The organism is Salinisphaera sp. Q1T1-3, from assembly GCF_003602005.1.
Classification (GTDB): Bacteria; Pseudomonadota; Gammaproteobacteria; order Nevskiales; family Salinisphaeraceae; genus Salinisphaera.
Genome location: NZ_QZWD01000001.1, coordinates 430,125 through 454,510 on the forward strand (window position 1 = coordinate 430,125; position 24,386 = coordinate 454,510).

Consider the following 24,386-nt stretch of genomic DNA (forward strand, 5'->3'; position numbering starts at 1 on the left):
GCGTTTCGTGACTCCCCTCGTTGCTCCCCTGGCCCAGACCATGGCGCGCGCTCCTGCGTGGCTCTAGAAGTTTGCGCCGAAGGAGAACTGGAACCGGTTGGTTTCGTCCGTCGGGCGCGATTTGTCCACATAGGCAGCATAGCTGACGCGAAGAAGCCCGAAGAAGGGGGTGAACCAGTCGAAGGCCACACCGGCCGATTTGCCGAGCTTCGATACGTCGAAGTCACTGGCGCGATCGTAGACGTTACCCATGTCGTAGAACAGCGAGAAACGCGTGGTCTTGTTGTCCGAATCCAAGAACGTCGGGATGACCAGATCGGTCTGGAGCGTGGTCAGGAATTGGCCACCGAACGGGTTGTCGTACGAGTCCTGCGGGCCGAGTCCACCGTTCTCGAAACCACGCACCGACTGGGCACCGCCGCCGAAGAAGTTGTCATAGGGCGGCACATCGCTGCCCTTGCCCCAGATCGCGGTCTGGCCGACACGACCGTCGAGCTGTAGAACGACCTTGTCGGAGAGTTTCGGCACCCAAGAACCGACGCGCAGATAACGCTCGTGCTCGAGACTCGCCTTGTAGTACTCGAGATCCGAACCCGGCCCCTTGATGTTGAACAACAGCTGCGTCTGCGAACCTCGCGTGGCGAAGAACGTTCGGTTGCGCGTATCGCGATCGAAGCCGGTCCGCAGCTCATACGTCGTGGCACTACGCCCGTTTTCGCGAATGAAGTCGGCGACCTGATCGGAGACCACCTGGTCACCGTTTCGATTGACCGCCGTGGTGATCTTGTTGTTTTCCGCCCCCAGACCGGCGCGGAACGTCGTGTACTCGGTGATCGGGAAGTTGAACGTCACCGCCCCGCCAACGGAGTTCAAGTCGAAACTCGACCCCGTACGAATCAATTGGTCGGTCTTGCGGTAGAAGCCCGAGATCGTGCGTGACACGCCTTCCGGCGTGAAATACGGATTCGTGTAGCTGGCCGAGACGCTCTTGGCGTAATCGTTGGTCTGGGCGTTGACCTGAATCGTGTTGCCCGTACCGCGGAAGTTGGTGTGTTTGACGCCGCCGTTGATGAGAAAGCCTTCCGAGTCCGAATAGCCCACGCCGGCGTTGATCTGGCCGGCCGCGCGCTCCGAGACGTCGTAATCGACATTCACGAGATCATCTGTGCCCGGCACCTTTTTCGTATTGACCTTCACGTCCTGCATGAACGGCAGACGGGCCAGACGCGTGCGCGATCGCTGGATCGCTCGGCGTGAATACGGCGCCCCTTCGAACTGGCGCATCTCGCGGCGCAGCGTCTGATCGTTGGTCTTTTCGTTACCGTTGAACACGATCTGGTTCACGTAGGTGCGTTTGCCCGGATCAATGAAGAAAGTCAGGTCGACCGTCTTGTTGTCATCATCGATGCGCGTGAGCGGATCGACGCTGGCGAACGCATAGCCGAAATCGGCCAGGCCGGAACTGATGTTATCTGCCGACGTCTGGACCTTCTGGCGCGAAAAGGTTTCGTCGTCGTCCACGGTAACCAGGCGTGCCAGCGAGGCCTGCGGCACGATCATGCTGCCGGCGAACTTCACGTCCTTGATCTTGTACTGGCTGCCCTCGTCCACGTTGATCGTGATGAACACGTTTTTCTTGTCGGGCGAAAGCGACACCTGGACCGAACTCACGTTGAACCGGACATAGCCTCGGTTCTGGTAATAGGAGTTCAACGATTCGAGATCGCCGACCAGCTTTTCTCGCGAGTAGCGATCGGGGTGCTTCCAGAACGTCAACGGATGCGTATAGAACGCACTATGGGATTTCAGGTTGAAGACGTCCTTCAACTGCTCGTCGGAGAACTCATGATTCCCGATGATGTTGATGTCCTTGATCGAGGCGATCGGGCCTTCGGTCACCTTGATATCGATCGAGACCCGATTGTTACCGAGATCCTTGACGTCGGTATCGATCTTGACGCTGTAGTAACCGTTGGAATAGTACTGGCGACGCAGTTCCTGCTGAAGCGAGTCCAGCAGTGATCGCTTGTACAGTTCGCCCTTGGCCAGCCCTTGCTGCTTGAGCGCCTTCTTGAGCTGATCGCCGCCGATGGCCTTGTTGCCCTCGATCTTGAAACTGGCGATCTCGGGGCGCTCCGTCACGTTGACGACGAGCGTGCTGCCCTGACGATCCAGTGCCACGTTCTCGAACAGGCCCGAGTCGTAGAGCGCACGAATCGACTGCTGGGCACGTGACTCGCTCATGCGGTCGCCGACCGACACCGGTAGATAGGTCAGCACCGTGCCCGGTTCGAGACGCTGAACGCCCTGCACCTTGATGTTCGAAATCTGAAAGTCGTACGACTGGGCATAAGACCCCGCGGCGTACGCAACCAGCAACACGCCCGCGGCGCGCTTAACCATTCCAGCCATATACAAAGCTCCGCTACCCGAGCAAGCGCAGGATATCGTTATAGAAAGCGACAGTCATGAGCAGTAGCAGCGCGGCTATCCCGACCTGCTGACCGACCGCTTGTACGGCCTCTGAAAGAGGCTTGCCCCGAATCCATTCGATCGCATAATACAGAAGATGCCCCCCGTCTAACACCGGGATTGGCAACAGATTTATCAGTGCCAGGTTGATACTGATGAACGCCAGGAAACTGATGAACGCCACCAGGCCGACCTGGGCACTCTGGCCGGCGACCGTGGCGATCTGGATCGGCCCGCCCACGTTGTGCCAGGAGATCTGGCCCACCATCATGCGGCCGATCAGGCGCAACGACAACGCCGACAGGTCCCAGGTCTGGGACAGCGCCGCCGGCACGGCTGCCACGGGGCCGAGCTGGCGGACCGTCTGCATGTCCGACCATGCCCCCGGCGCGACACCGATCGCGGCACCGAGTTTGCCGACCGCCTGGCCGTCATCCTGTTCGCGGGCCAGCGTGACCGGCAGTGTCTGTATCGCCCCGTCGCGCCGGATGCGCAGGTCGATACGTTCGCCGGGATGCGCCCGTATCGCCTCGATCAGTCCGCGTGGCGAGCCGATTGACTGTCCGTCCACGGCAAGCACCGCATCGCCCTTGGCCAGACCGGCCTGACCTGCCGGCGAATCGGCCAGGACACGTTCGATCAACGGCGTCGCCGGTGGCTCGTAGGTCGACAGACCGATCTTGTCGAACAACGCCTGCGGATCTGCCGGCGCGCCTTGAAGATCAAGCCGCGCGGTACGGGTCTCACCGTCGGGCGAAGTCACCCGGGCCGTGACCGTACGGCCATCCAGCGCCCGTTCGACCAGAGCCATGCGCAACGTCTGCCAGTCTTCGATCGACTGGCCGCCCAGTGAGACGATCCGGTCGCCCGCATGAAGCCCGGCCTGCGCAGCCGGCGTGTCCGCGGCCGGCTGCGCAATGATCGGCTTGATGCCCGGCACGCCAAGCATCATGACCAGCCAGTAGGCCAGAATCGCGAACAGAATATTCACGCCCGGCCCGGCCGCGACGATGGCAATACGCCGCCAGGGATGAACCCGGTTGAAGGCAAACGGCTTGTCTGCATCGTCGACCGGCGCTTCCCGCTCGTCGAGCATCTTGACGTAGCCGCCGAGCGGCAGCGCCGAGAGACGGTACTCGATGCCGGTACGCTGACTGGTCCAGCCCCAGAGCCGCCCACCGAACCCGATGGAGTAACGCAAGACACGCACGCCCAGGCGGCGCGCGACCCAGAAGTGCCCGTATTCGTGAACGGACACCAGCACACCGATCGCCACCAGAAATGCCAGCACGGAAATAAGGAGCTGACTCATCGCCGCCCCCTGCCGAATCGCTTGGCATGGCGTAAAGCCGGTTGTGGCACACAACGGCTGACCATGAAATTGTGATCGTTGAAGCCGATCATCAACGCATGAGCAACAGGCCCACAACGAACCACGGCGCGGCGGCCGTCAGGCTGTCGAGCCGATCGAGCACGCCACCGTGGCCCGGGAACAGAAAACCACTGTCCTTGAGGCCGGCCTGGCGTTTGAACATGCTGATGGTGAGGTCACCCACGATGGAGATCAGTGCGATCCACGCGCCGAGAACGATGAACGCGAGTATACGCATGCTCGGCAGGCCCAGAAGAAACGCGCCCGCAGCCCCCGTCAGCATGGCTGCCGCCACGCCGCCCAGCGCGCCTTCCACCGTCTTGCCCGGACTGACGTTGACGAGCAGTTTGCGCCGCCCGAGCGTTCGTCCGGCGGCATAGGCCCCGGTGTCCGCGCCCCAGACCATCACACAAAGCAGCAACACCAGTGATGGACCGTGATCCGATTGGTGGATATAGGCCAGCGCCGCGACCGGCGCGCTGAGCACGATGCAGCCCACGATGCCGGCAAGCGGCCGCCGCCCGAGCAGATGGTGCCAACCGCGCGGAAAACGGGCCAGCTGGCCGATCACGAGCAACCAGAACAGACTGGCCACCGCGATTACGGCGACATCCGGCGTCACCATCCCTGTACTGTCGCGCAGACCACCGAGCAGCATCAAGCAAGCGGCCACAAGCACGACGAAGACGCTGCGGCCGGCCGTGGAAAGTGCCATCAGACCGCCCCACTCCCAGGCCGCGAACAGCATGAGAACCGCCACGACCGTCGCGATACCCCAGGTCGGCAGGAACAGAATGGCCGCGACCGTGATCGGCAGCGCCACGGCCGCCGTGAGAATGCGTTGATAGAGCATCAGCGCCTCGCAGCCGGCGCCGCCACCAGACCGAAGCGACGCTCGCGGCCGGCAAACCAGTCGAGCGCCCCGGCCAGCACCGTCTCATCGAAATCCGGCCACAGCACATCAGTGAAGAACAGCTCGCTGTAGGCGAGATCCCAGAGCAGGAAGTTGCTGATCCGGCACTCACCGCCGGTCCGGATGAGCAGATCGGGCACCGGCCAGCCGGACAGGCTCATGCCCGCCGAGAACTGGCTTTCGTCGATTTCGTCGACCGTCATGTCGCCGGCTTGTACTGCCGCCGCCAGATCCCGGGCGCGACGCACGATGTCCCAACGCCCCCCGTAGTCGACCGCGATGATCAACCGCAACCCGTCGTTGTCGGCCGTACGGCTTTCCGCCGCCGCCATTTCGTTGGCCAGCGCCGCCGAAAACCGTGATCGGTCGCCGATGAACGACAGGCGGACGTCATTGGCATCCAGCCCGGCCAGCTCCTTGCGGATGGTCCGGCGCAGCAGGTCCATCAGCAGACGCACTTCGTGCGTCGGCCGACGCCAGTTCTCGCTCGAGAACGCGAAGAGCGTGAGCGCCTCGATGCCCGCGCGGGACGCAGACTCGACGACCTCGTGGGCGACCTTCGCGCCACGACGATGACCGGCTGCGCGCGGCAGACCGCGATTGCGTGCCCAGCGGCCATTGCCGTCCATGATGACGGCGACATGACGGGGCTTGGGGTCTTGCGTCTCGCCGCGCGCCATCAGACCGTCATGATCTCCTGCTCTTTCTCGCCGAGCAGAGCATCGATGCGCTCGATGTGCTCGTCGGTGAGCTTCTGGATACGCTCTTCGCCACCGTGCTGCTCGTCCTCGGTGATTTCCTTTTCCTTGACGAGCTCTTTCATGTCCGCGTTGGCATCGCGACGCACGTTACGCACGGCCACACGTGTGTCCTCGGCCTCCGAGCGCAGTACCTTGACCAGATCCTTGCGACGCTCTTCGGTCATGGGCGGCAGCACGATACGGATCACCTGACCCGCGGTCGACGGGTTGAGCCCCAGATTGGCCGTCATGATGGCTTTTTCGACCGGCTGGACCATGCTCTTCTCATAAGGCATGACGGTGATGGTCCGCGCGTCTTCGGTGGCCACGTTGGCGGCCTGGTTCAGGGGCACCTCGACGCCGTAGTACTCGACCGTGACGTGATCGAGCAGCGAGGTCGAGGCCCGACCGGTCCGGATCTTGGCGAAGTCTTCGCGCATGACGCTGATGCTCTTGTCCATGCGCTGCTTCGCGTCAGCATAGATATCGTCGATCATCGATTGGCTCTCGTGGTGTTGTTGTCGACCAGCGTGCCGACGTCATCAGCGCCCATCACGACCTGCATCAGGTCGCCCGGGCTGTTGATGTCGAACACACGCAGCGGCATGCCGTTGTCGCGGCACAGCACGATGGCCGTGGTATCCATGACTGCCAGCCGCTGGTCGATGACTTCATCGTAGGTGAGATGCGTGTAGCGCTTCGCGCTGGCGTCGCTCATCGGATCGGCGCTGTAGATGCCGTCCACCTTGGTGGCCTTGAGCATGAGATCGGCGTTGATCTCGATGGCCCGCAGGCTCGCCGCCGAATCGGTCGTGAAAAAGGGATTGCCCGTGCCGGCGGCAAAGACCACCACACGCCCCTTTTCCAGATGCCGGATGGCGCGACGCCGGATATAGTCCTCGCAGACCTGGTTGATGCGTACCGCCGACATGACACGGGCGTTCATCCCGGCATGCTCGATCGCATCCTGCAGGGCCAGCGCATTGATCACGGTGGACAGCATGCCCATCTGATCGCCGGTGACGCGATCCATGCCACGTCCGGCCAGTCCCACGCCGCGAAAGATGTTGCCACCCCCCACGACCAGGGCGACCTGTACGCGGGCCTCGACCAGCTCGCGGATCTCGCCGGCCAGGCGTTCGACGACATCAGCCGAGATCCCGAACTGCTCCCGTCCCATGAGAGCCTCGCCGCTCAGCTTGAGAAGAACACGGCGATAGCTCGGAATCGGTTTATCGGTCATGGGCGGCGCATCCCGTCGGTGTCACAAACGCGCGAATTATGTCACACGCACCCGCCGATGCCGGAAGCCCGGCGGGCAAAAAAAAGCCGGCTGCCGAAGCAGCCGGCGTTTTCGAGGCATCAGGCCGAGGTGCCGGCCTGTTTCTTGACCTCTTCGGCGAAGTCCTCGGTCTTTTTCTCGATACCCTCGCCGACTTCCAGCCGCGCGTAGTCGAGAACCCTGGCGCCTTTTTCCGAGACGAGCTTCGCGACGGTCTGGTCCGGATCCTTGACGAACGGCTGACCCATCAGCGTGATCTCGCCGAGATACTTGTTCAGGCGGCCTTCGACCATCTTCTCGATGATGTGATCGGGCTTGCCGGAATCACGCGCCTGCGACATGAGATGTTCTTTCTCGGCGTTGCGGCGCTCTTCCGGCACGTCCTCGGCGGACAGATGCGCGGGCGCAGATGCAGCCACGTGCATCGCCAGATCCCGTGCCAGCGCCTCGTCGCCGCCTTCAATGGCGACAGCACTGGCGATGCGGGCACCGTGCGAGTATACGTCGAGTGTGCCGCCAACCGCTTCGATGCGCGAGAAACGACGTACCGTGATGTTCTCGCCGAGCGTCGAGATCAGCTCGCGACGACGGTCTTCAACCGTCTGACCGGCCATCGGCAGGTCGTTGATTTCGTCAGCGGAAGCCGGCTTCTTCTCGAGCACGAGCTCGGCCAGCGCATTGGCGAAGTCGACGAAGTCGTCGTTCTTGCCGACGAAATCGGTTTCGCAGTTGACCTCGACCAGCACCGCGGCGTCCTTGGCCGTGGACGTCGCCGTGGCGATACGGCCCTCGGCGGCCACCCGACCGGCCTTCTTGTCGGCCTTGGCCAACCCTTCACGACGCATGGCCTCGGCAGCGGCTTCGATATCGCCTTCGGCGGCCTGCAAGGCCTTCTTGCATTCCATCATGCCCGCGCCGGTGCGTTCGCGGAGCTCTTTCACCAGAGCTGCACTGATTGCCATTTTTTGACTCCAGAAAAGTGGACGGATGCGGCCGCGCGCAGCGGCCGCGCTCCCAATTGCTTATCGGTCGGACTGCTGCGGGTCGGCCTTGGTCGGCTCTTCAGCCGGCACCGAGGCGACATCGCCCAGCGAAGCCGTGGCGGTCGGCTCGGCCTCGCCCTGCGACTCCTGAATCACCGAATTCTGGGTAGCCTTGGACTCGGCCTGGGCTTCGGCCGGCTTGCCCGGCTCATGGGTCTCGCCCTCGGCCTGCACATCAGTGATGTCCTCACCCACGCCCGAGAACTGGCCCTTGCTGCCACGACCGGCCAGCACGGCGTCGGCCGCCATCTGGCTGTAGATGCGGATCGCGCGAATCGCATCGTCGTTGCCGGGAATGACGACGTCGATGCCCTGCGGCGAGCAGTTGGTGTCGACCACGGCCACGACCGGGATACCGAGCTTGCGTGCTTCGTCGATGGCGATCTTCTCGAAGCCGACATCGATCACGAACAGCGCGTCCGGCAGGCTCGTCATTTCCTTGATGCCGCCGATCGAACGCTCGAGCTTGTCGCGCTCGCGATACAGATCGAGCGCCTCGCGCTTGTTGAGCTTGCGGATCGAGCCGTCTTCGATCATCTGCTCGAGATCGTGCAGGCGCTGGATCGAGTTCTTGACCGTCTTGAAGTTGGTCAACATGCCACCGAGCCAGCGGTAGTTGACGAACGGCATGCCGGCACGCTGGGCCTGCTTGCCGATCGCCTCGCGCGCGGCCCGCTTGGTGCCGACGAACATGATGTTGCCGCCGTTGGCCGCGAGCCGGCTGATGTAATTATAGGCATCCTTGATCAGCGGCAGCGTCTGTTCAAGGTTGATGATGTGGATCTTGTTGCGATGGCCGAAAATGTACGGACCCATCTTCGGGTTCCAGTAACGCGTACGATGGCCGAAATGCACGCCGGCCTCGAGCAGCTGGCGCATGCTGATATCGCTCATAGATTGTCTCCGGGTTGAGCCTCCGCACATCCCATGAAGCAACCCGTCGAAACGGGCACCCAGCTTCATGTGTCGAAGTGCGTGTGTAATTGAAATATATGACGGCACGATGGCCGCAGCGCGCGGCGATTGCCGCGAACGCCGGCGGTTTATACCATAGCCCACCTCGACAGGCCAGAGTCAGTTGCCGCTCGAACGATGCCACTCTCGCCGCGCCGGGCGCCGCCGTTTCGACATGCGCCCTGCGGCGGACCAATCCGCATGTGCCGCGCCCTGCCGAACGTCGTTGACGCCTCGGCTGGCCGGCATGCTCGCGCAGTCGCGTAGAATTCGCGGCAGCGCAGCGTCTTCCGGACACGACCGCCGGCCTGGCTCTGAAACCCGCGACGCGGATGCGATGCCGTGCGCGACACCCCGAACACAAACGCTGCCGCCTCGATTCGAAAGCCAAGGATATCCGTCAGATGAGCGCAACGATCAAGACGCCCGAAGAACAGGAAAAGATGCGCGAGGCCGGTCGTCTCGCGGCCATGGTCCTCGACATGATCGGACCGTATGTGGTCCCGGGCGTGACCACGGACGAACTCAACACGCGCTGCCACGATTACATGGTCGATGAGCTCGGCACCACGCCCGCGCCGCTCAACTACAACGGCTTTCCGAAATCCGTGTGCACATCGGTCAACCATGTGGTGTGTCACGGCATTCCCGGCGACAAGCAGCTCAAGAAAGGCGATTCCGTCAATATCGACGTAACGCTCATCAAGGACGGCTACCACGGTGACACCTCGCGCATGTTCTTTGCCGGCGAACCGTCGGTGAAAGCGGCGCGGGTCTCCGATATCGCCGAGCGCGCGCTCTATGTCGGCATCGACCAGGTGCGCCCGGGCGCCACACTCGGCGACATCGGCGCGGCGATCCAGACATTCGTCGAATCACAGCGCGCCTCGGTCGTGCGCGAGTACTGTGGCCACGGCATCGGCCGCGGCTTTCACGAGGAGCCACAGGTGCTGCATTACGGCACGGCCGGCAGCGGCACGACGCTGGAAGCCGGCATGACCTTCACCATCGAGCCGATGGTCAATGCCGGTAAACGTCATGTGAAACTGCTGCCCGACGGCTGGACGGTGGTCACCAAGGATCACTCGCTCTCGGCACAGTGGGAACACACGATCCTCGTCACCGAGGACGGCGTCGAAATTCTCACGCCGAGCCAGCTGGCCACCGCCTGAGACCATGAACGCGATCACCAGCCGCGCCGACGCGACGACTCCCGGCCTGGATGGCTGGGCCGATTTCCTCGATACGATCGATGCGCTCGATATCCGTGATCTGCATGCCGTACGCGACACGCTCGGCGAAGGGCAGCGACGCATCGCCGACGCGTTCACGGCCGAGGTCTCGATCGGGCGACTGGTCAAGGCACGCGGCCAGATCGTCGATCGCGTGCTTCAACACGCCTGGCGCGTGCTCACCGCCACCGAACATGCCTGCCTGGTCGCGGTAGGCGGATACGGTCGCAACGAGCTGCTGCCGCAGTCGGACATCGATCTGCTCGTACTCTACGAGAGCGGCCAGCTCGAGACGGTACGCCCCTCGATCGAGAGCTTCCTGACTCATCTCTGGGATCTGGGCCTCGAGATCGGCCACGCCGTCCGTACGCCGGCCGAGTGCGCCGAAATCGCCGCCGACGACATCACCATCATCACCAACCTGATGGAGTCTCGCGTACTGGCCGGCGACCCGGCGCTGTTCGCGCGCATGCGCGCGGCCACCTCGGCCGAACACGTCTGGCCCTCGGCGGATTTCTTCAACGCGAAGATCGCCGAACAGAACACACGCCATGCACGCTTCGACGAAACGGCCTACAAGCTCGAACCGAACGTGAAGGAGTCGCCCGGCGGCCTGCGGGATATCCAGACCATCGCCTGGGTGGCCAAGCGACAGTTCTCGGCCCAGACACTGGACGGGCTTGTCGACTACGGTTTCCTGAGCCAGCGCGAGTACAGCGATCTGCAGCGCGGCCAGGCGTTTCTCTGGCGCGTACGCTTCGCCCTGCATGTGCTGACCGGGCGCAACGAAAATCGACTGCTGTTCGATCATCAGATCCAGATCGCCCACATGCTGGGCTACGACGATGCCGAGAACACGCTCGCAGTCGAGCGATTCATGCAGCGTTATTATCGAAATATCAAAGCCTTATCGGCATTAAATGATATTCTACTTCAACTCTTTTCGGAGGCCATTCTTCACGTAGACGATGAAGAGGACGAACGGCCGCGCCCGATCAACGAGCGATTCCAGGCACGTCACGGTTTCATCGAGGTCACGAGCGACCGGGTATTCGAGCAGACGCCGAGCGCCCTGCTCGAGATCTTCTACCTGATGGAGACTCGCCCCGGCCTGCACGGCATTCGGGCCCGCACGCTGCGCCTGATGCGTCGGGACCGGCGCCTGATTGACGAAAGTTTCCGCAATTCAATCCATTGCCGGCGCCTCTTCACCGAGATTCTACGTCAGCGCAGCGGCGTGATCCGCGCCCTGCGTCGCATGAATCGCTACGGCATCCTCGGACGGTATCTGCCCAACTTCGGCCAGATCATCGGGCGGATGCAGTACGACCTGTTCCATACGTTGACGGTCGACGAGCACACATTGTTCGTGATCCGCAACATGCGCCGGCTGACGCTGTCCCGGTTCGACGACGAACTGCCTTTTGCCAGCGAGCTGATGCAGTCGCTCAACAAGCCGCAGATTCTCTATATCGCCGGCCTGATGCACGATATCGCCAAGGGACGCGGCGGCGATCACTCGGAACTCGGCGCGGCCGATGCGCGTGATTTCTGTGAAGCACACGGTCTGTCCTCCGAAGACACCGATCTCGTGTGCTGGCTGGTCCGACGTCATCTGCTGATGTCGATGACCGCGCAGCGACGCGACATCAACGATGTCGAAGTCGTCAACGATTTCGCCCGCGAGGTCGGCAGTCGCGAGCGCCTGGATCGTCTGTTTCTGCTCACGGTCTGTGATATCCGCGCCACTAACCCGGACCTGTGGAACGCGTGGAAGGAAAGCCTGCTCACCGATCTTTATCTGAATACGCGCCGCGCCCTGGAACGCGGCCTGGACGACCCGCTCAACCGCGATGAGCTGGTCGCCGAAACCCGGAGTTCCGCGGCCGCCATGCTCACGCGTGCCGGCATCAACACCCCCGCGTTCAAGCAGCTCTGGACTCGGTTCGAACCGGAATACTTCCTGCGCCACAGTCCCGACGAGATTGCCCGGCAGACCCGGGCGATCATCGATCATGGCGACGATGGCCGCCCGCTGGTCACGTTGACCGATATCCCCGACCAGGGCACGACACTGTTCGTCTACACACGCGACCGCGATTATCTGTTCGGCGTGACGACCGGGGTACTCGCCCAGCTCGGCCTGTCGGTACTGGATGCGCGCATCAACACCACAAGCGACGACTACACCCTGGACACCTATGTCATCGCCGACAGCACGGGCGAGCCGATCCACGAAGCCTTCCGGCGCGAGGAAGTCGAACAGGCGCTGGTGAGCGCTATTGCCGACCCGACCATCGAGAGCATCGACGTCACCCGCCGGCCGGCACGACGCAATCAGTATTTCAACGTGCCGACGCAGATCTATTTCTCGCAGGCGATCGAGCGCGACTGCACGATCATGGAGATCATCACCGCCGATCGGCCTGGACTGCTGTCGATCATCGGCGATGTCTTCCATCGATGCGGCATTCTCATCGAGACCGCGAAGATCGCCACTATCGGCGAGCGCGCCGAGGATGTGTTCTTCGTCACGGACCGTCAGCAGATCGCGCTTCGGGATGAAGGCATCCTGCGCGAACTGCGGCGCACCATGACGCTCGAGCTCGATCGCGCGGACAACTGATCCCGCAGCGGTTTTTCATCGTCGGGGAGAGCCGCGTTAGACTTCCGCCCCGACCTTGCGCCGCGGTCTCATGTCCCGACCGCGGCGCGCTTCATCACGGCATTGCATACAGGAATCAACCATGGCCGATATCCAGTCGATCATCGAGGACGCATTCGACAACCGCGAGACGCTGTCCCCGGGAAGTGCCGACCCGAGCATTGTCGAGGCCGTCGAGGCCGCCCTTGCCCAGCTCGACAGTGGCCAAGCCCGTGTTGCCGAGCCGACGGCCGACGGCTGGCACGTCAATGAGTGGCTGAAGAAAGCCGTGCTCGTGTCCTTCCGCCTGCGTGACAACACGCCGATGGACGGCGCCTACACGCAGTATTTCGACAAGGTGCCCTCGAAGTTCGCCGACTACGACGATGCTGCCTTCAAGCGTCAGGGCGCACGCGTGGTGCCGCCGGCGACCGTGCGCCGCGGTGCCCACATCGCGCCGAACGTCGTGCTCATGCCGAGCTACGTGAACATCGGCGCCTATGTGGGCCGTGGCTCGATGATCGATACCTGGGCGACCGTCGGGTCCTGTGCCCAGGTGGGCGAAGGCGTGCATCTGTCCGGCGGCGCCGGCCTCGGCGGCGTTCTCGAGCCGCTCCAGGCCGCCCCCACCATTGTCGAGGACGGCTGCTTCATCGGGGCACGCTCGGAAATTGTCGAAGGCGTGCGCATCGGCCGCGGCTCGGTCATCTCCATGGGCGTGTTCATCGGCGCCTCGACCCCGATCTACGACCGCGAAGCCGATACCATCATCCACGGCGAAGTGCCGGCCGGCTCGGTCGTGGTTGCCGGCAGCCTGCCGCGTGACAATGGACGCTATTCGATCAACGCGGCGATCATCGTCAAGAAAGTGGATGAAGGCACGCGGGCCAAGGTCAGCGTCAACGAGCTGCTGCGCAACGCCGAGTGATCCGCCATGACCGTTCGTCTTTACGGAATCCGCAACTGTGATAGCTGCCGCAAGGCGCGTCAGTGGCTCACACGCACCGGGATCAAGCACGAATTCATCGATCTCCGGGACACCCCGGTCAATCGCGAACAGCTCGTCGCCTGGCGTGAAGCGCTCGGCGACGACGCGCTGATCAACAAACGGAGCCAGACCTGGCGCGCCTTCGATGAACAACAGCGTGAGGCGACGCGACAGGACCCGATCCCGGTGCTGATCGCGCATCCCACGCTGATCAAGCGCCCGATCCTGGATGCGCCGCCGCACACACTCGCCGGGTTTTCGGCCGAGCGTTACGAAGCGGCGCTCGCCGGCGCGGATTGATGTCCATGCAGGCACCGCTCGAACTCGCGCGTGAGTTGATTCGTCGCCCGTCGGTGACGCCCGACGATGCCGGCTGCCAGGCCCTGATCGGCGAACGCCTGGCCCGTGCCGGCTTTCATGTCGAGCATTTGCGCTTCGGCTCGGTCGACAATCTCTGGGCCGTGGCCGGCGATCACGGGCCGATCACCTGCTTCGCCGGGCATACCGATGTGGTGCCGCCGGGCCCCATCGAAGACTGGACGCACGATCCGTTCGCCGCCCACGTCGACGAGGCCGGCTGGCTCTACGGGCGCGGCGCCGCGGATATGAAATCCAGCGTCGCGGCCATGGTCTGTGCCACTGAACGCTTTCGTGCGGCCCAACCGAACCATGCCGGTCGGCTGGCATTTCTGCTGACCAGCGATGAGGAAGGTCCTGCCGTTGACGGGACACGCGCCGTGCTGGACTGGCTGGGCGCGCGGGGGCAACGTATCGATCATTGTCTGATCGGAGAGCCGTCAAGCGATCTCGCGCTGGCCGATACGGCCAAGCATGGGCGTCGCGGCAGCCTGAACGCGCGCGTTCGCGTGCGTGGCACGCAGGGCCATGTCGCCTACCCGCACAAGGCCGACAATGCCCTGCATCGTCTGCTCGGATTAATGGCTGATCTGGTTGCACATCGCTGGGACGACGGCGACGCCTCATTCCCGCCGACCTCGTTTCAGGTCTCGAATCTGAATGCAGGCACCGGCGCGGAAAACGTGATTCCCGGTGTTGCGGATGCGGCCGTGAACTGGCGGTTTTCCACGCTGCAGAGCGCGGAATCGCTGCGGGCCGTCACCGAGGCGTACGGCGAGGCCCATGGCATCCCGCCCGAGGCCATCGACTGGCACCTCTCCGGCGCACCGTTCGTCACCACCGAAGGCCGGCTGATCCAGGCGACCCGCGCCGGCGTGCAGGCCTGTCTTGGCACGACGCCAGCGTTGTCGACCGGCGGCGGCACCTCGGATGGCCGATTCATTGCCCCCACCGGGGCTGAAGTCATCGAACTCGGCCCGTGCAATCAGACGATTCATCAGGCCGACGAGCGCATCCCCGCCCGCGACGTCGCGCGCTTGAGTGAAATCTACGAGGCGATTCTGGCGCGTCTTCTGATCGACTAGGGCCTGTCAACACGTCCTGCGTGCGCCGTGCCGGCGCCCATTTTTTTGCAAGACGAGGCATCGGGCGCGTACGGCCGTCATTCTGGCGTCGCGAACGATAACGCCGAATTGCGAAAATGGGACCGCCGCCCCGTCGGGTTGCACCCAAGAACCGGCCATGCGGCCCAGCCACGTGGCCTGGCAACATGAGCCACCGCTCCGCACCGGAACAGCGAACCGGCAAGCCCGACGTTCGTCGACGGCCCGGATTGAACCGTCGGCGTCCGGGGCATGTCGATTTGCCTGTCATCCGTTTTCTGGCGCGCTTACATGGCGATGGCCGCGGCCAGTCTTCCGCGTACACCGACAACGCGTCGATCAGCGTCGATCAAGGACGAGCCGATCGATAATGAAAAGCCGGCGTCATACAGACGCCGGCTCGGACCATGCCTCGGGCGGCAGTCCGCTCAGGCCACGTTTTCCATCGTCGACTCGTAACGACCGGCGGCGGCCGCGCCGTTGTTGCGCGCCCGCTTGAGGTACGCCGCCTGCGCTGCCGGCACGTTTTCGGGCTCGCCGCGCCAGGCCGCGAGCGCCGGCGCCTGTAGCGCCCGACCGTAGGAAAACGACAGCTTCCACGGATGCGGGCCGCGCTTGTTCATGGCATCGAGATGCGCGGTGGCCAGCTCATCGCTCTGCCCCCCCGACAGGAACACGATGCCCGGCACCGATGCCGGCACATACCGCTTCAGACAACGCAGCGTTGCCTCGGCCACGGCATCGACATCCGCCTGCCGCGCAGACTTCTTGCCGGCGATGATCATGTTGGGCTTGAGGAGCATGCCCTCCAGCATCACCTGCTGCGTGTTCAGGGCATCGAAGACCGCCTTGAGCACGCGACCGGTCACGGCTTCACACACGGCGATGTCGTGGCCGCCGTCCATGAGCACTTCCGGCTCGACGATCGGCACGATATCGGCTTCCTGACAGAGGGCGGCATAACGCGCGAGCGCGTTCGCATTGACATCGATGCAGTAATCCGTCGGCTGGTCATCGGCGATATCGATCACCGCGCGCCACTTGGCAAAGCGGGCACCGGCCTTGGCGTAGTCGGCCAGCCGCTCGCGCAACCCGTCGAGCCCTTCGGTGATCTTCTCGTCGCCGGAGAGCGCCAGCGGCTTGGCGCCCTTGTCGACCTTGATGCCGGGCACGATGCCCTGGTCGGCCAGCAGTTTGGGAAAGGGCGTGCCGTCGTCGGCAGCCTGATACAGGGTTTCCTCGTACAGGATCACGCCGCTGATGTGCTGTGCCACACCTTCCGTGGTGAACAGCAGATTACGGTAGGCCTGTCGATTGCCTTCCGTTGACTCGACGTCGATGCTCGACAATCGCTTGGTGATCGTACCGGTCGACTCGTCCGCCGCGAGAATACCCTTCCCGTCGGCCATGATTTCTTGCGCGGTACGCGTCAGCGTTTCCGAATTCATCGGATTCTCTCCTCCAAAAATGCGTAGACCCGATCGATACGCGATCGGCATGAGCAAAATCTTCGTGTGGAGGATGGCGGAGAGGGTGGGATTCGAACCCACGAGGGGCGTGAACCCCTGCCGGTTTTCAAGACCGGTGCAATCAACCGCTCTGCCACCTCTCCGTGAACGCTAGTTTTGGCCGGCTGAATCGTCGATGAGCATCATCGACCGCCTTGTCGTTATCCCGCTATTTTCGTCGGCCGACGCCCTCGAATGCAAGCCGCAAAACGCGTAATCCATCGATTGTCCATCGGGCATTGTGGAGACGCCCTGCTTTCTTTATACTCCGCGCCTCGCAAGATTCGCCGGGATAGCTCAGTCGGTAGAGCAACTGATTCGTAATTAGTAGGTCGGAGGTTCGATTCCTCTTCCCGGCACCATACGAAAGCCTGCATATCACGGATATGCAGGCTTTTTTTCATGTCTGGCGCCAGCCGCCGCCCACGCACTACGCGTGCGGATCGACATCGCCTCGAACGCTCCCGGCCATCAGCCGATACCCGACACCGGCGATTCCGTGCCCCGATCGTGCATAATGATCATGTCGTGGTGCGTACCCGACACGGAGGGGGTGGTGACAAAGGGGTTTACGCTGCTGGAAGTGCTGGTGACGATCGCGGTCGCAGCGATCCTGGTGGCGGTTGCCATGCCGTCCTACCATCGCATGGTCGAGCGCAACAGTCTGACCGCCGGCCTCAACGATCTGGTCGCCACACTCAACTACGCGCGCAGTCAGGCCGTATCTCGCGGCACCACCATCTGTGTGTGCAGCAGCGGTAGCCAGACCGCGTGTGGCAGCGGCCGGGCAGCCGGCGACTGGCGCTCGGGATGGATCGTCTACCGACAGGACAGCGACGGCAGTTGTCCAGCCACCCCGGTCGACGATCGGATCATTCGGGTGCATGCCGGGCTCGGTCCGGATTTTTTGCTCCGAGGTGACAATGGAACGCCGCTTTCCTTCAATTCCAGCGGCTTCGCCATGGTCGGGCGCACGATACAAGGCGGACGTTCGGATATCGGCATCACGCGTGTCGTCTGTATCGCGGCAACCGGTCGCGTGCGGATCGCCGATGGCAAGAGTTGCAGCGAATGATTGCGCGCCGTCAAACAGGCATGCAGTCTGGCTTCACGCTGCTGGAGGCGATGATCGCCATCGTGGTGATTTCGATCGGTCTGCTCGGCCTGCTTGGCCTGCAGACGTATGCAATCACCGCTACACAAAGCTCGCAATACCGTACCCTCGCTTCAATCGCCATCCAGGATATTGCTGCGCGTATGCAGGCCAATCCCCGTGCTGCCGACCAGGGGTTCTACAGCGCGATCGACTCACCGGGCGAGCCCTCTGACAAGTGCCGCAGCGAGACGCCTTGCTCGCCCGAAGCCATGGCGCGCCTCGATGTCTGGCAATGGTCCCAGGGGATCGCCGATACGCTGCCCAATGGCCGCGGATTCGTCGACTGTGCTCGAACCGAGGCCGGCGGTTCGCGCTGCAGCGTTTATCGGGTCACGATCGGCTGGCGGCTGCGTGACCACGCCGACGATCAGACCGCCGGGCTGCGATGTGCCGATACCCGACACGATATTCACGGTGCCTGCCTCATTTCCGAGGTGGCACCATGACGCGGCGCTCGACCATAAGCGGTTTCAGTCTCGTGGAACTGATGGTCGCCATGACGATCGGCTTGTTGCTCCTCGCCGGCGTGCTTCAGATCATGCTCAGCAATCGCCAGAGCTTCGATGCACAGGAGGCGACGTCGCGCGTGCAGGAGAATCTTCGGCTCGCCGAATTCGTACTCTCGCACTCGATCGCACACGCCGGCTTTCATGTCCCACTCAATGTCCGTGCGGCGGATATCTTTCCCTCGATGCCGGGCAAGCCCGGCCTTGCAGCCGGTGCCGTGGTCGCGGATCAGCCCGATACTCATGGTTACGACGACACCTTGCGCATACGTTACAAAAGCGGCGGCGGTATACGGGACTGCCGTGGCAAAGATATTGGTCGCACGACCGACATCGAGACCGCTGATTTCGAGTTTTATATCAACAATAACAACAGCCTGATCTGCCATGTCATCGGTGGCGACCGACAACCGATAGCCGAAAACGTGGATGCCTTCGAAGTGACCTACGGCCTCGATTCCGACAAGACGCCCGGGGTTGATCGCTTTGTCGCGTCGCTATCTGCCGGACAGGCGGTCCAGGTACGCAGCATCCGTATTCAGCTTTTGCTGTCCAGCGAATACGGCAAGACCCCGCTAGCCGCAAACATCGAACGTACTTTCACGTTCGCCGACGGCAGCATCACGACCTTTGATGATCGACGTATTCATATGCTCCTGGACGAAACAATCGCGCTTCCGAATCTCATTCCGGATTGATCGATGGACACCGGGAAGACATTTCAAAGACAGCAGGGTCTGATTCTGGTGACCAGTCTGGTACTGCTTGTGGTGCTGACGCTGCTCGCGGTATCGGCCATCAACTCCTCGACGCTCGGCACCCGCATGGCGACCAACCAGCAGGAGAAGAATCGGGCACTGCAGGCAGCGGACGCTGCCCTCGCCCACGTCGAGAGCCTGATGTCGGACTCGGGTTTCACCCAATGCATGGCGCTTTTCATCGTGCCCAGCCAGCAGAATAGCTGCGCCGGCCCTGCGGGGCAGCTCGCCCGGGCCGTGAATCTCGCCAGCTTTCAGAACGACCCAAGCGCCGGCTGGCACAACGTGTTTGCACAGGACTATGCAGACACGGCTTTCTGGCAAGCACCGACCGTACGAACCTTCGAACTGCCAACGACGCAAGGCGGCGCGCCGATTCATGTGGTCTACCGCGTCGATTATCTGGCCTTCGCCAGCCAGAGCGCGGCCGGCGACGGTCGTACCGATGCGAATTTCTATTTCCTGATTTCCGCCCGCGCGGACGGTGCATCGCCTGCAGCGAGCGCGATGGCGCAAAGCGTCTATGAAATCGACCACTGAGGCAGGGATGTCATGACAACAACAAAAAGGATCACCTACACGCTCCTGCTGGCCGTCACATTCATCGGTACGAACGCCTCCGCTCAGGACAACAGCTCGCTAAGTCTCGACGATCAACCGCCAGGCAGCGGTGGCCCGCCGCCCAACGTGCTTGTCGCAGTCGATAACTCGGCCTCTATGGACTCCGAGTTGTTGTTCCCGACGCTCAATGGAACGCTCTACTGGCAACGGGCAGGATCGAGTCGATATCGCTTTACCAAAAGTAACGGGACATTTTACAGCGATCAGGGCGATTTCTATAACTACAGCTATCTCTTCCCGAATGGTTGCAATGACGACGGGTATAGAGACCGTCGCGTGTACTGCGCCAATGGCGGAAACTTCGATAATGCGGCCCCCCCTGTCGAACAATTGGGATTTACGCGTTCGGCGCGATATAACAAGGCCTACTTCGACCCGACCGTGACCTATCGACCCTGGATAGGTTATCCGAACGCCGATCCACAGGCAGCGCTGTCCGACCCGGCGATTGGCACCACATCAATGAATCTGACCAACGACATCAGCAGCAGCAAGAACAATGAGCGATTTCTCGTTGGTCCCGGCATCTATATCGATGCCAACTTGCCGATTTATATCGACGGTCGCTGGCAGAGCTACAACCGACCGGTCACGTTTCAGAATTACACCGAGATCGGTATCAAGTATTTTCCGGCCACGTTCTTTCTGCCGGCCGGTCAAGCACTGCCCGATAATTACAGCCGATATAACGGCTCAGTGTTCGGTGGCAAAGGGCCGAACGGCGAACCCATGCGCTCTTACCAGATTAGGCCGTCCAATTTTTCCGACGACGCGGAAGGCAGACGCCAATACCGGGCCGCGATTCAGAACTTCGCCAACTGGTATAGCTACTACCGAAAGCGCAGCTTGGCGATTCGCGGGGCCGTCACGACCGCTTTCGATCGTCTCCCGAAAGTTCGCGTTGCCGCCTGCTCGATCAACGAAGCCGACTCACGCGCCAGCGCAGGCAACTTTCAGGCAATGACCATGCGCTCTCTTGAGAGTGCCAGCGCTCGAGAAGCATTCCGCAAGTCGATATACAACATCGACTTTCACTCCCCACTCGGAACCCCCAACCGACCTGCCCTCTACGACCTCGGCAAGGAGCTCGAAAACAACAAATCGATCATCCAGTCGGCCTGTCAGCGCAATTATGGGATCTTGTTCACTGACGGCTTCAACAGCGGACAGGTCAACGATATCGGCGATCGCGACAGCGACGGCTATCGTAACGCGATGTCGGATATCGCGATGCGTTTCTACAGCGACCTGAACGCACCGGCGCCTTACGACACACAGCGTGGACAACTGGCGCTGCCAGCTGGCTGTCCCGATGCGTCGCTCGACTGCAATCCCAATCTACACATGACGACATTCGGCGTCACTGTCGGGCTAAACGGCCCGATATTCGGCAACACGACCGCCTACCCTCAGGCGAATCGCCAACCGTACCAGTATCCGCCCCCGTGGTATGTCGACGATAATCTACAGAAAATTCCGAGCGGCGGAATGCCGGTCGGCGGCGCTTTTGAAATTGATGACCTCTGGCATGCCACTCTGGACACGCACGGCCAGCTGCTCAACGCGGAATCGCCTGAAGAGCTGACCGACCGCTTCACACAAACGTTGACCGATATCCTCGCGCGCGAGTCCACGCTGACCAATGCGTCGGCGAGTTCACGCAATTTTTCGCTGGGCACTGATGTCTATCAGACGAGCTATGCGCCCTCGAACTGGACCGGCAACCTCGTTGCCTACGATGCGGTCAATGGTGATGCCACCCCAAACGGCCGAGAGTGGAGCGCCGCCGACCAACTGACGGGCTTCACCAATCCCGCGCAGGACACCCGTCTGGTGGTGACCGATCTGCGCCGTACCGACAGCGACAGCGGCGGCCAGGTCGACAGCGTGCGCTTTGCCGCCGATCCCGTCAGCTACACCCGGGAATTTCCGGGGTTGGATCCAACGACAATATTCTATCTGAGAGGTTATCGCGGCGACGAGCAGTCCAATGGTGGCAACATGCGTAATCGCGGTAATCCCGTTAACAACACCGTACTGGGCGATATCGTGCATTCCGTGCCGACCTATGTCGGCGCGCCCAATCCGGCCCTCTACGCCGGCCGGTTTCAGGATGCTCGCCACCCCGAGCTCACGGCGCCCGAAAACAATGGGTTGTACTACAATCCAGCGGCCGGCCGTGGTTTCGCCGTCGACAATGCCGCGCGCACGCCAATGATCTACGTCGGTGCAAACGACGGCATGCTCCACGGCTTCGATGCAAACACCGGCGACGAGAAACTGGCCTTCGTACCCAATGCTGTGCTCAACGGAATCGGCGCGCCAGACACCGGATTGCAGTCATCGCAGTATGTGCATCAATACTTCGTGGACGGCCAGTCGACCTCCGGTGCCGTGTTCGTCGGCGGACAATGGCGCACCATGCTGGTTGGCGGTCTACGTAGCGGCGGGCGCACGATCTACGCACTGGACATCACTAACCCGAAAGATTTCACTCGGGCGAACGTCGGCAATATCGTCAAGTGGGAATTTCGGGATCCCGGTCTCGGGCTGACCTATGGCGACCCGGTTATTGCGCGCCTGCACAGTGGCCGCTGGGCCGCCATCTTCGGCAACGGCTACAATAGCCGCCAGGCCGGGGCCCGACTCTATATTGTCGACATGGAAACCGGGCAACTGATACGTCGCCTCGAGGCAAGCGCGCCCGGCGGGGGCGACACGGCCGGGCGTAACGGTCTCGCCTCGCCCGCAGTGCTCGATCTGGACAACGACCACATCGCAGACTTCATCTATGCCGGCGATTTCCAGGGCAACGTCTGGAAATTCGATCTCACCTCGACCGATCCATCCGCCTGGCGCAACCCGGCACAGCCCCTGTTTCGTGCCGTCAGTGCCAACGGCGATCCGCAGCCGATCACGACCGCGCCCGTTGCGATCCCACACCCCTACGGCAGCACCTACGGCGCCATGGTCTACGTCGGCACAGGCCAGGATGTGCTCTCGATCGACGATCAGGCCCGCGGTGCCAATTCGGTCTACGGCGTCTGGGATCCGGCCGTCTTTTCGACATCGGACAACGTCGTTTCACCAAGTGCCCGCAATAATTGGTCCGTCTCACGAGACCAGTTGCTCGAACAATCACTTCGCGAGACGCAGGATCGCCGCAGTCTACAATTTCGCATTGTAACCAGACACCCGATTCGTTTCGGTACGAGCGCGGACAACACCTATCGGGGCTGGCGGTTCGATCTGCCGGGCGATGGCGAAGCGATACTGACGCGTCCGATCGCGGCATTGCGCACCTCGAGACTCGAATTCACGACGACGATCAAGGGGCGCAACGCCTGCTCAATTACCCGAAGTGGCTTCGTGATGGCGTTGGATCTGGCAAGTGGCGGCTCGCCCGATACGAATGTATTCGACGTCAACGGAGACGGCGTCATCAATGCCGACGATAACCTCCAACTCGGCAACGGCGAGCGCGCGACCGCCAGTGGCGTGGCACTTAGCGGCGGCTCGGCCGGGACGCTCGCGCGACTCAGCGATCGCTCGACGAACACCGTACGCCTGATCGGTGGCTCGACCTCCGGTGGCGATGTCAATATTCTGCTTAGTGATGTCCAATCAAGCGGGCGGCGTTCATGGCGGGAAATCCGCGAATGATCGATCAACGAACTGATTCGTCCGGCCATTCGCGGCCAACGACAGTCCATGCACCTATACTTGGTTTCTCGTTGATCGAGCTGATGATTGTCGTTGCGATCATCGGCATTCTGGCCGCAATCGCATATCCCACGTACATAGACAAGGTGCGTAAAGCCAGACGAACCGAGGCCAAAAGCCTGGTGCTACGGGCAGCCAATCGCCAAGAGCAGCTCTACGCCGCCAATCAGAATCGATACTTGAATTCGATGACAGCGCTCAGCCTGCCAGACGCGACAGAAAACGGCTTCTATGACGTCAAGACCTCCATCGTTGACGATGACACACAGCGATACACCGTCGTAGCTACGGCCCGGGGCGATCAGACCAACGACCCATGTCGAACTTTCGTGATCAACGAACGGGACGTCAAAAAAGCCTGGAGCGGTGCCGGCGATGGCAAGGGCAAGGACGTGACGGCCCGTTGCTGGTAGGTATTCTCGCTTGGCCGATTCGACAGCGGCGACGGAGCGAGGCCAACTCAAAGCGTGGGGCCGGAGCCAGTCGGTGCCAGCCTTTGCGTGACCACGCTTCGAACGGGATCGGCTGTTATCGACCCGTCATGAAAGTAGATCTGATTAGGGAACCTCTGATCTATTCATCCACGGTCGCGTTTGAGTCCCAAAAGGCCACGATACAAGACGCATGGCGCCGCGTCATAGCCACGCCATGATCCAGCCATGCAAGGCCGTAGCGCGGCCTTTTGGGCCAAACCGCTTGGCGGCCGGGCTTTTGCGCGCGCCTGAGCGGCGTTGCCGCTCGCTCATTTGCATTCAGCAAACGGCGCTCGCGGCGTCTTGTCAGACGCGCGCAGAAGACACCGGCGCGACCGTGGATGAATAGATCAGAGGTTCCTTGGAGCCTGTTCACACTTCGCGCGCAACCCGACGGGACGGCGGTCATTTTCCGCAATCCGGCGTTGTCGTTCGCGACGCCAGAATGACGGCCGTACGCGTCCGATGCCTTGTCTTGCAAAAAATGAGCGCCGGCGTTTATTTTTCGATGGCGTTGAAAACAGCTGACGTCGTCAGCTGT

At 62.1% G+C, this 24,386-nt stretch carries 20 protein-coding genes and 2 tRNA genes; 12 read left to right on the forward strand and 10 right to left on the reverse strand.

All coding sequences use genetic code 11. The annotated features are described in order from the left end of the window. Nucleotides 1-63: 63 nt before the first annotated feature. The 8 genes from bamA to rpsB all read right to left on the reverse strand — a co-directional run bounded on the left by bamA (nucleotide 64) and on the right by rpsB (nucleotide 8,716). Nucleotides 64-2,412: an outer membrane protein assembly factor BamA gene (gene bamA, locus D3260_RS01965; RefSeq protein WP_120096939.1), complete on the reverse strand. Its 2,349-nt coding sequence runs from the start codon at nucleotides 2,410-2,412 to the stop codon at nucleotides 64-66. Nucleotides 2,413-2,425: 13 nt separating this feature from the next. Then, entirely contained in the window at nucleotides 2,426-3,784 is a 1,359-nt protein-coding gene (gene rseP, locus D3260_RS01970) for an RIP metalloprotease RseP (RefSeq protein ID WP_120096861.1), read from the reverse strand. A 91-nt stretch (nucleotides 3,785-3,875) separates the two neighbouring features. Then, entirely contained in the window at nucleotides 3,876-4,697 is an 822-nt protein-coding gene (locus D3260_RS01975) for a phosphatidate cytidylyltransferase (RefSeq protein WP_120096862.1), read from the reverse strand. Continuing rightward, on the reverse strand, nucleotides 4,697-5,437 hold the full coding sequence (uppS, locus tag D3260_RS01980; RefSeq protein ID WP_120096863.1) for a polyprenyl diphosphate synthase: 741 nt from the start codon (nucleotides 5,435-5,437) through the stop codon (nucleotides 4,697-4,699). Before uppS ends, D3260_RS01975 begins: the two co-directional genes overlap by 1 nt. Then, a complete protein-coding gene (gene frr, locus D3260_RS01985; RefSeq protein ID WP_120096864.1) occupies nucleotides 5,437-5,994 on the reverse strand; it encodes a ribosome recycling factor in 558 nt (185 codons plus the stop codon). The genes uppS and frr overlap by 1 nt, the downstream gene beginning before the upstream one ends. Beyond that, on the reverse strand, nucleotides 5,991-6,740 hold the full coding sequence (pyrH, locus tag D3260_RS01990) for a UMP kinase (protein WP_120096865.1): 750 nt from the start codon (nucleotides 6,738-6,740) through the stop codon (nucleotides 5,991-5,993). Before pyrH ends, frr begins: the two co-directional genes overlap by 4 nt. 119 nt (nucleotides 6,741-6,859) lie before the next feature. Continuing rightward, nucleotides 6,860-7,741, reverse strand: coding sequence for a translation elongation factor Ts (tsf, locus tag D3260_RS01995; RefSeq protein WP_120096866.1), 882 nt, complete (start codon nucleotides 7,739-7,741; stop codon nucleotides 6,860-6,862). Nucleotides 7,742-7,801: 60 nt separating this feature from the next. Then, on the reverse strand, nucleotides 7,802-8,716 hold the full coding sequence (gene rpsB / locus D3260_RS02000; RefSeq protein WP_120096867.1) for a 30S ribosomal protein S2: 915 nt from the start codon (nucleotides 8,714-8,716) through the stop codon (nucleotides 7,802-7,804). Nucleotides 8,717-9,180: 464 nt separating this feature from the next. Here rpsB and map point away from each other — a divergent pair, with 464 nt between their 5' ends. The 5 genes from map to dapE all read left to right on the forward strand — a co-directional run bounded on the left by map (nucleotide 9,181) and on the right by dapE (nucleotide 15,082). Then, nucleotides 9,181-9,948 carry a type I methionyl aminopeptidase gene (gene map, locus D3260_RS02005; RefSeq protein WP_120096868.1) on the forward strand — a complete coding sequence of 256 codons (768 nt, stop codon included), beginning with the start codon at nucleotides 9,181-9,183 and terminating at the stop codon, nucleotides 9,946-9,948. 4 nt (nucleotides 9,949-9,952) lie between these two features. Next, nucleotides 9,953-12,634: a [protein-PII] uridylyltransferase gene (gene glnD / locus D3260_RS02010; protein ID WP_120096869.1), complete on the forward strand. Its 2,682-nt coding sequence runs from the start codon at nucleotides 9,953-9,955 to the stop codon at nucleotides 12,632-12,634. Between the two features lie 121 nt (nucleotides 12,635-12,755). Beyond that, nucleotides 12,756-13,580: a 2,3,4,5-tetrahydropyridine-2,6-dicarboxylate N-succinyltransferase gene (gene dapD, locus D3260_RS02015; protein ID WP_120096870.1), complete on the forward strand. Its 825-nt coding sequence runs from the start codon at nucleotides 12,756-12,758 to the stop codon at nucleotides 13,578-13,580. Nucleotides 13,581-13,586: 6 nt separating this feature from the next. Continuing rightward, nucleotides 13,587-13,940 carry an arsenate reductase family protein gene (locus D3260_RS02020; RefSeq protein ID WP_120096871.1) on the forward strand — a complete coding sequence of 118 codons (354 nt, stop codon included), beginning with the start codon at nucleotides 13,587-13,589 and terminating at the stop codon, nucleotides 13,938-13,940. Nucleotides 13,941-13,945: 5 nt separating this feature from the next. Continuing rightward, complete coding sequence (gene dapE, locus D3260_RS02025) at nucleotides 13,946-15,082, forward strand: succinyl-diaminopimelate desuccinylase (protein ID WP_233543913.1); 1,137 nt, start codon at nucleotides 13,946-13,948, stop codon at nucleotides 15,080-15,082. Between the two features lie 446 nt (nucleotides 15,083-15,528). On the opposite strand, the gene D3260_RS02030 is transcribed toward dapE, so the two are convergent. Both D3260_RS02030 and D3260_RS02035 read right to left on the reverse strand, forming a co-directional pair. After that, complete coding sequence (locus tag D3260_RS02030) at nucleotides 15,529-16,548, reverse strand: class I fructose-bisphosphate aldolase (protein WP_120096873.1); 1,020 nt, start codon at nucleotides 16,546-16,548, stop codon at nucleotides 15,529-15,531. Nucleotides 16,549-16,622: 74 nt separating this feature from the next. Next, nucleotides 16,623-16,712: transfer RNA gene (locus tag D3260_RS02035), tRNA-Ser, on the reverse strand. A gap of 182 nt (nucleotides 16,713-16,894) precedes the next feature. Here D3260_RS02035 and D3260_RS02040 point away from each other — a divergent pair. From D3260_RS02040 to D3260_RS17955, 7 genes are all read left to right on the forward strand, one after another. Continuing rightward, nucleotides 16,895-16,970, forward strand: a tRNA-Thr gene (locus D3260_RS02040). 194 nt (nucleotides 16,971-17,164) lie between these two features. Beyond that, complete coding sequence (locus tag D3260_RS02045; protein ID WP_158583346.1) at nucleotides 17,165-17,683, forward strand: GspH/FimT family pseudopilin; 519 nt, start codon at nucleotides 17,165-17,167, stop codon at nucleotides 17,681-17,683. A 20-nt stretch (nucleotides 17,684-17,703) separates the two neighbouring features. Then, nucleotides 17,704-18,210, forward strand: coding sequence for a type IV pilus modification protein PilV (pilV, locus tag D3260_RS02050; protein WP_158583347.1), 507 nt, complete (start codon nucleotides 17,704-17,706; stop codon nucleotides 18,208-18,210). After that, nucleotides 18,207-18,968: a PilW family protein gene (locus D3260_RS02055; RefSeq protein ID WP_158583353.1), complete on the forward strand. Its 762-nt coding sequence runs from the start codon at nucleotides 18,207-18,209 to the stop codon at nucleotides 18,966-18,968. The genes pilV and D3260_RS02055 overlap by 4 nt, the downstream gene beginning before the upstream one ends. Nucleotides 18,969-18,971: 3 nt before the next feature. Beyond that, nucleotides 18,972-19,568, forward strand: coding sequence for a PilX N-terminal domain-containing pilus assembly protein (locus D3260_RS02060; protein ID WP_120096876.1), 597 nt, complete (start codon nucleotides 18,972-18,974; stop codon nucleotides 19,566-19,568). Nucleotides 19,569-19,580: 12 nt separating this feature from the next. Next, nucleotides 19,581-23,312, forward strand: coding sequence for a pilus assembly protein (locus D3260_RS02065; protein WP_120096877.1), 3,732 nt, complete (start codon nucleotides 19,581-19,583; stop codon nucleotides 23,310-23,312). Further along, on the forward strand, nucleotides 23,309-23,785 hold the full coding sequence (locus D3260_RS17955) for a type IV pilin protein (protein ID WP_158583348.1): 477 nt from the start codon (nucleotides 23,309-23,311) through the stop codon (nucleotides 23,783-23,785). Before D3260_RS02065 ends, D3260_RS17955 begins: the two co-directional genes overlap by 4 nt. Nucleotides 23,786-24,386 lie beyond the last annotated feature (601 nt).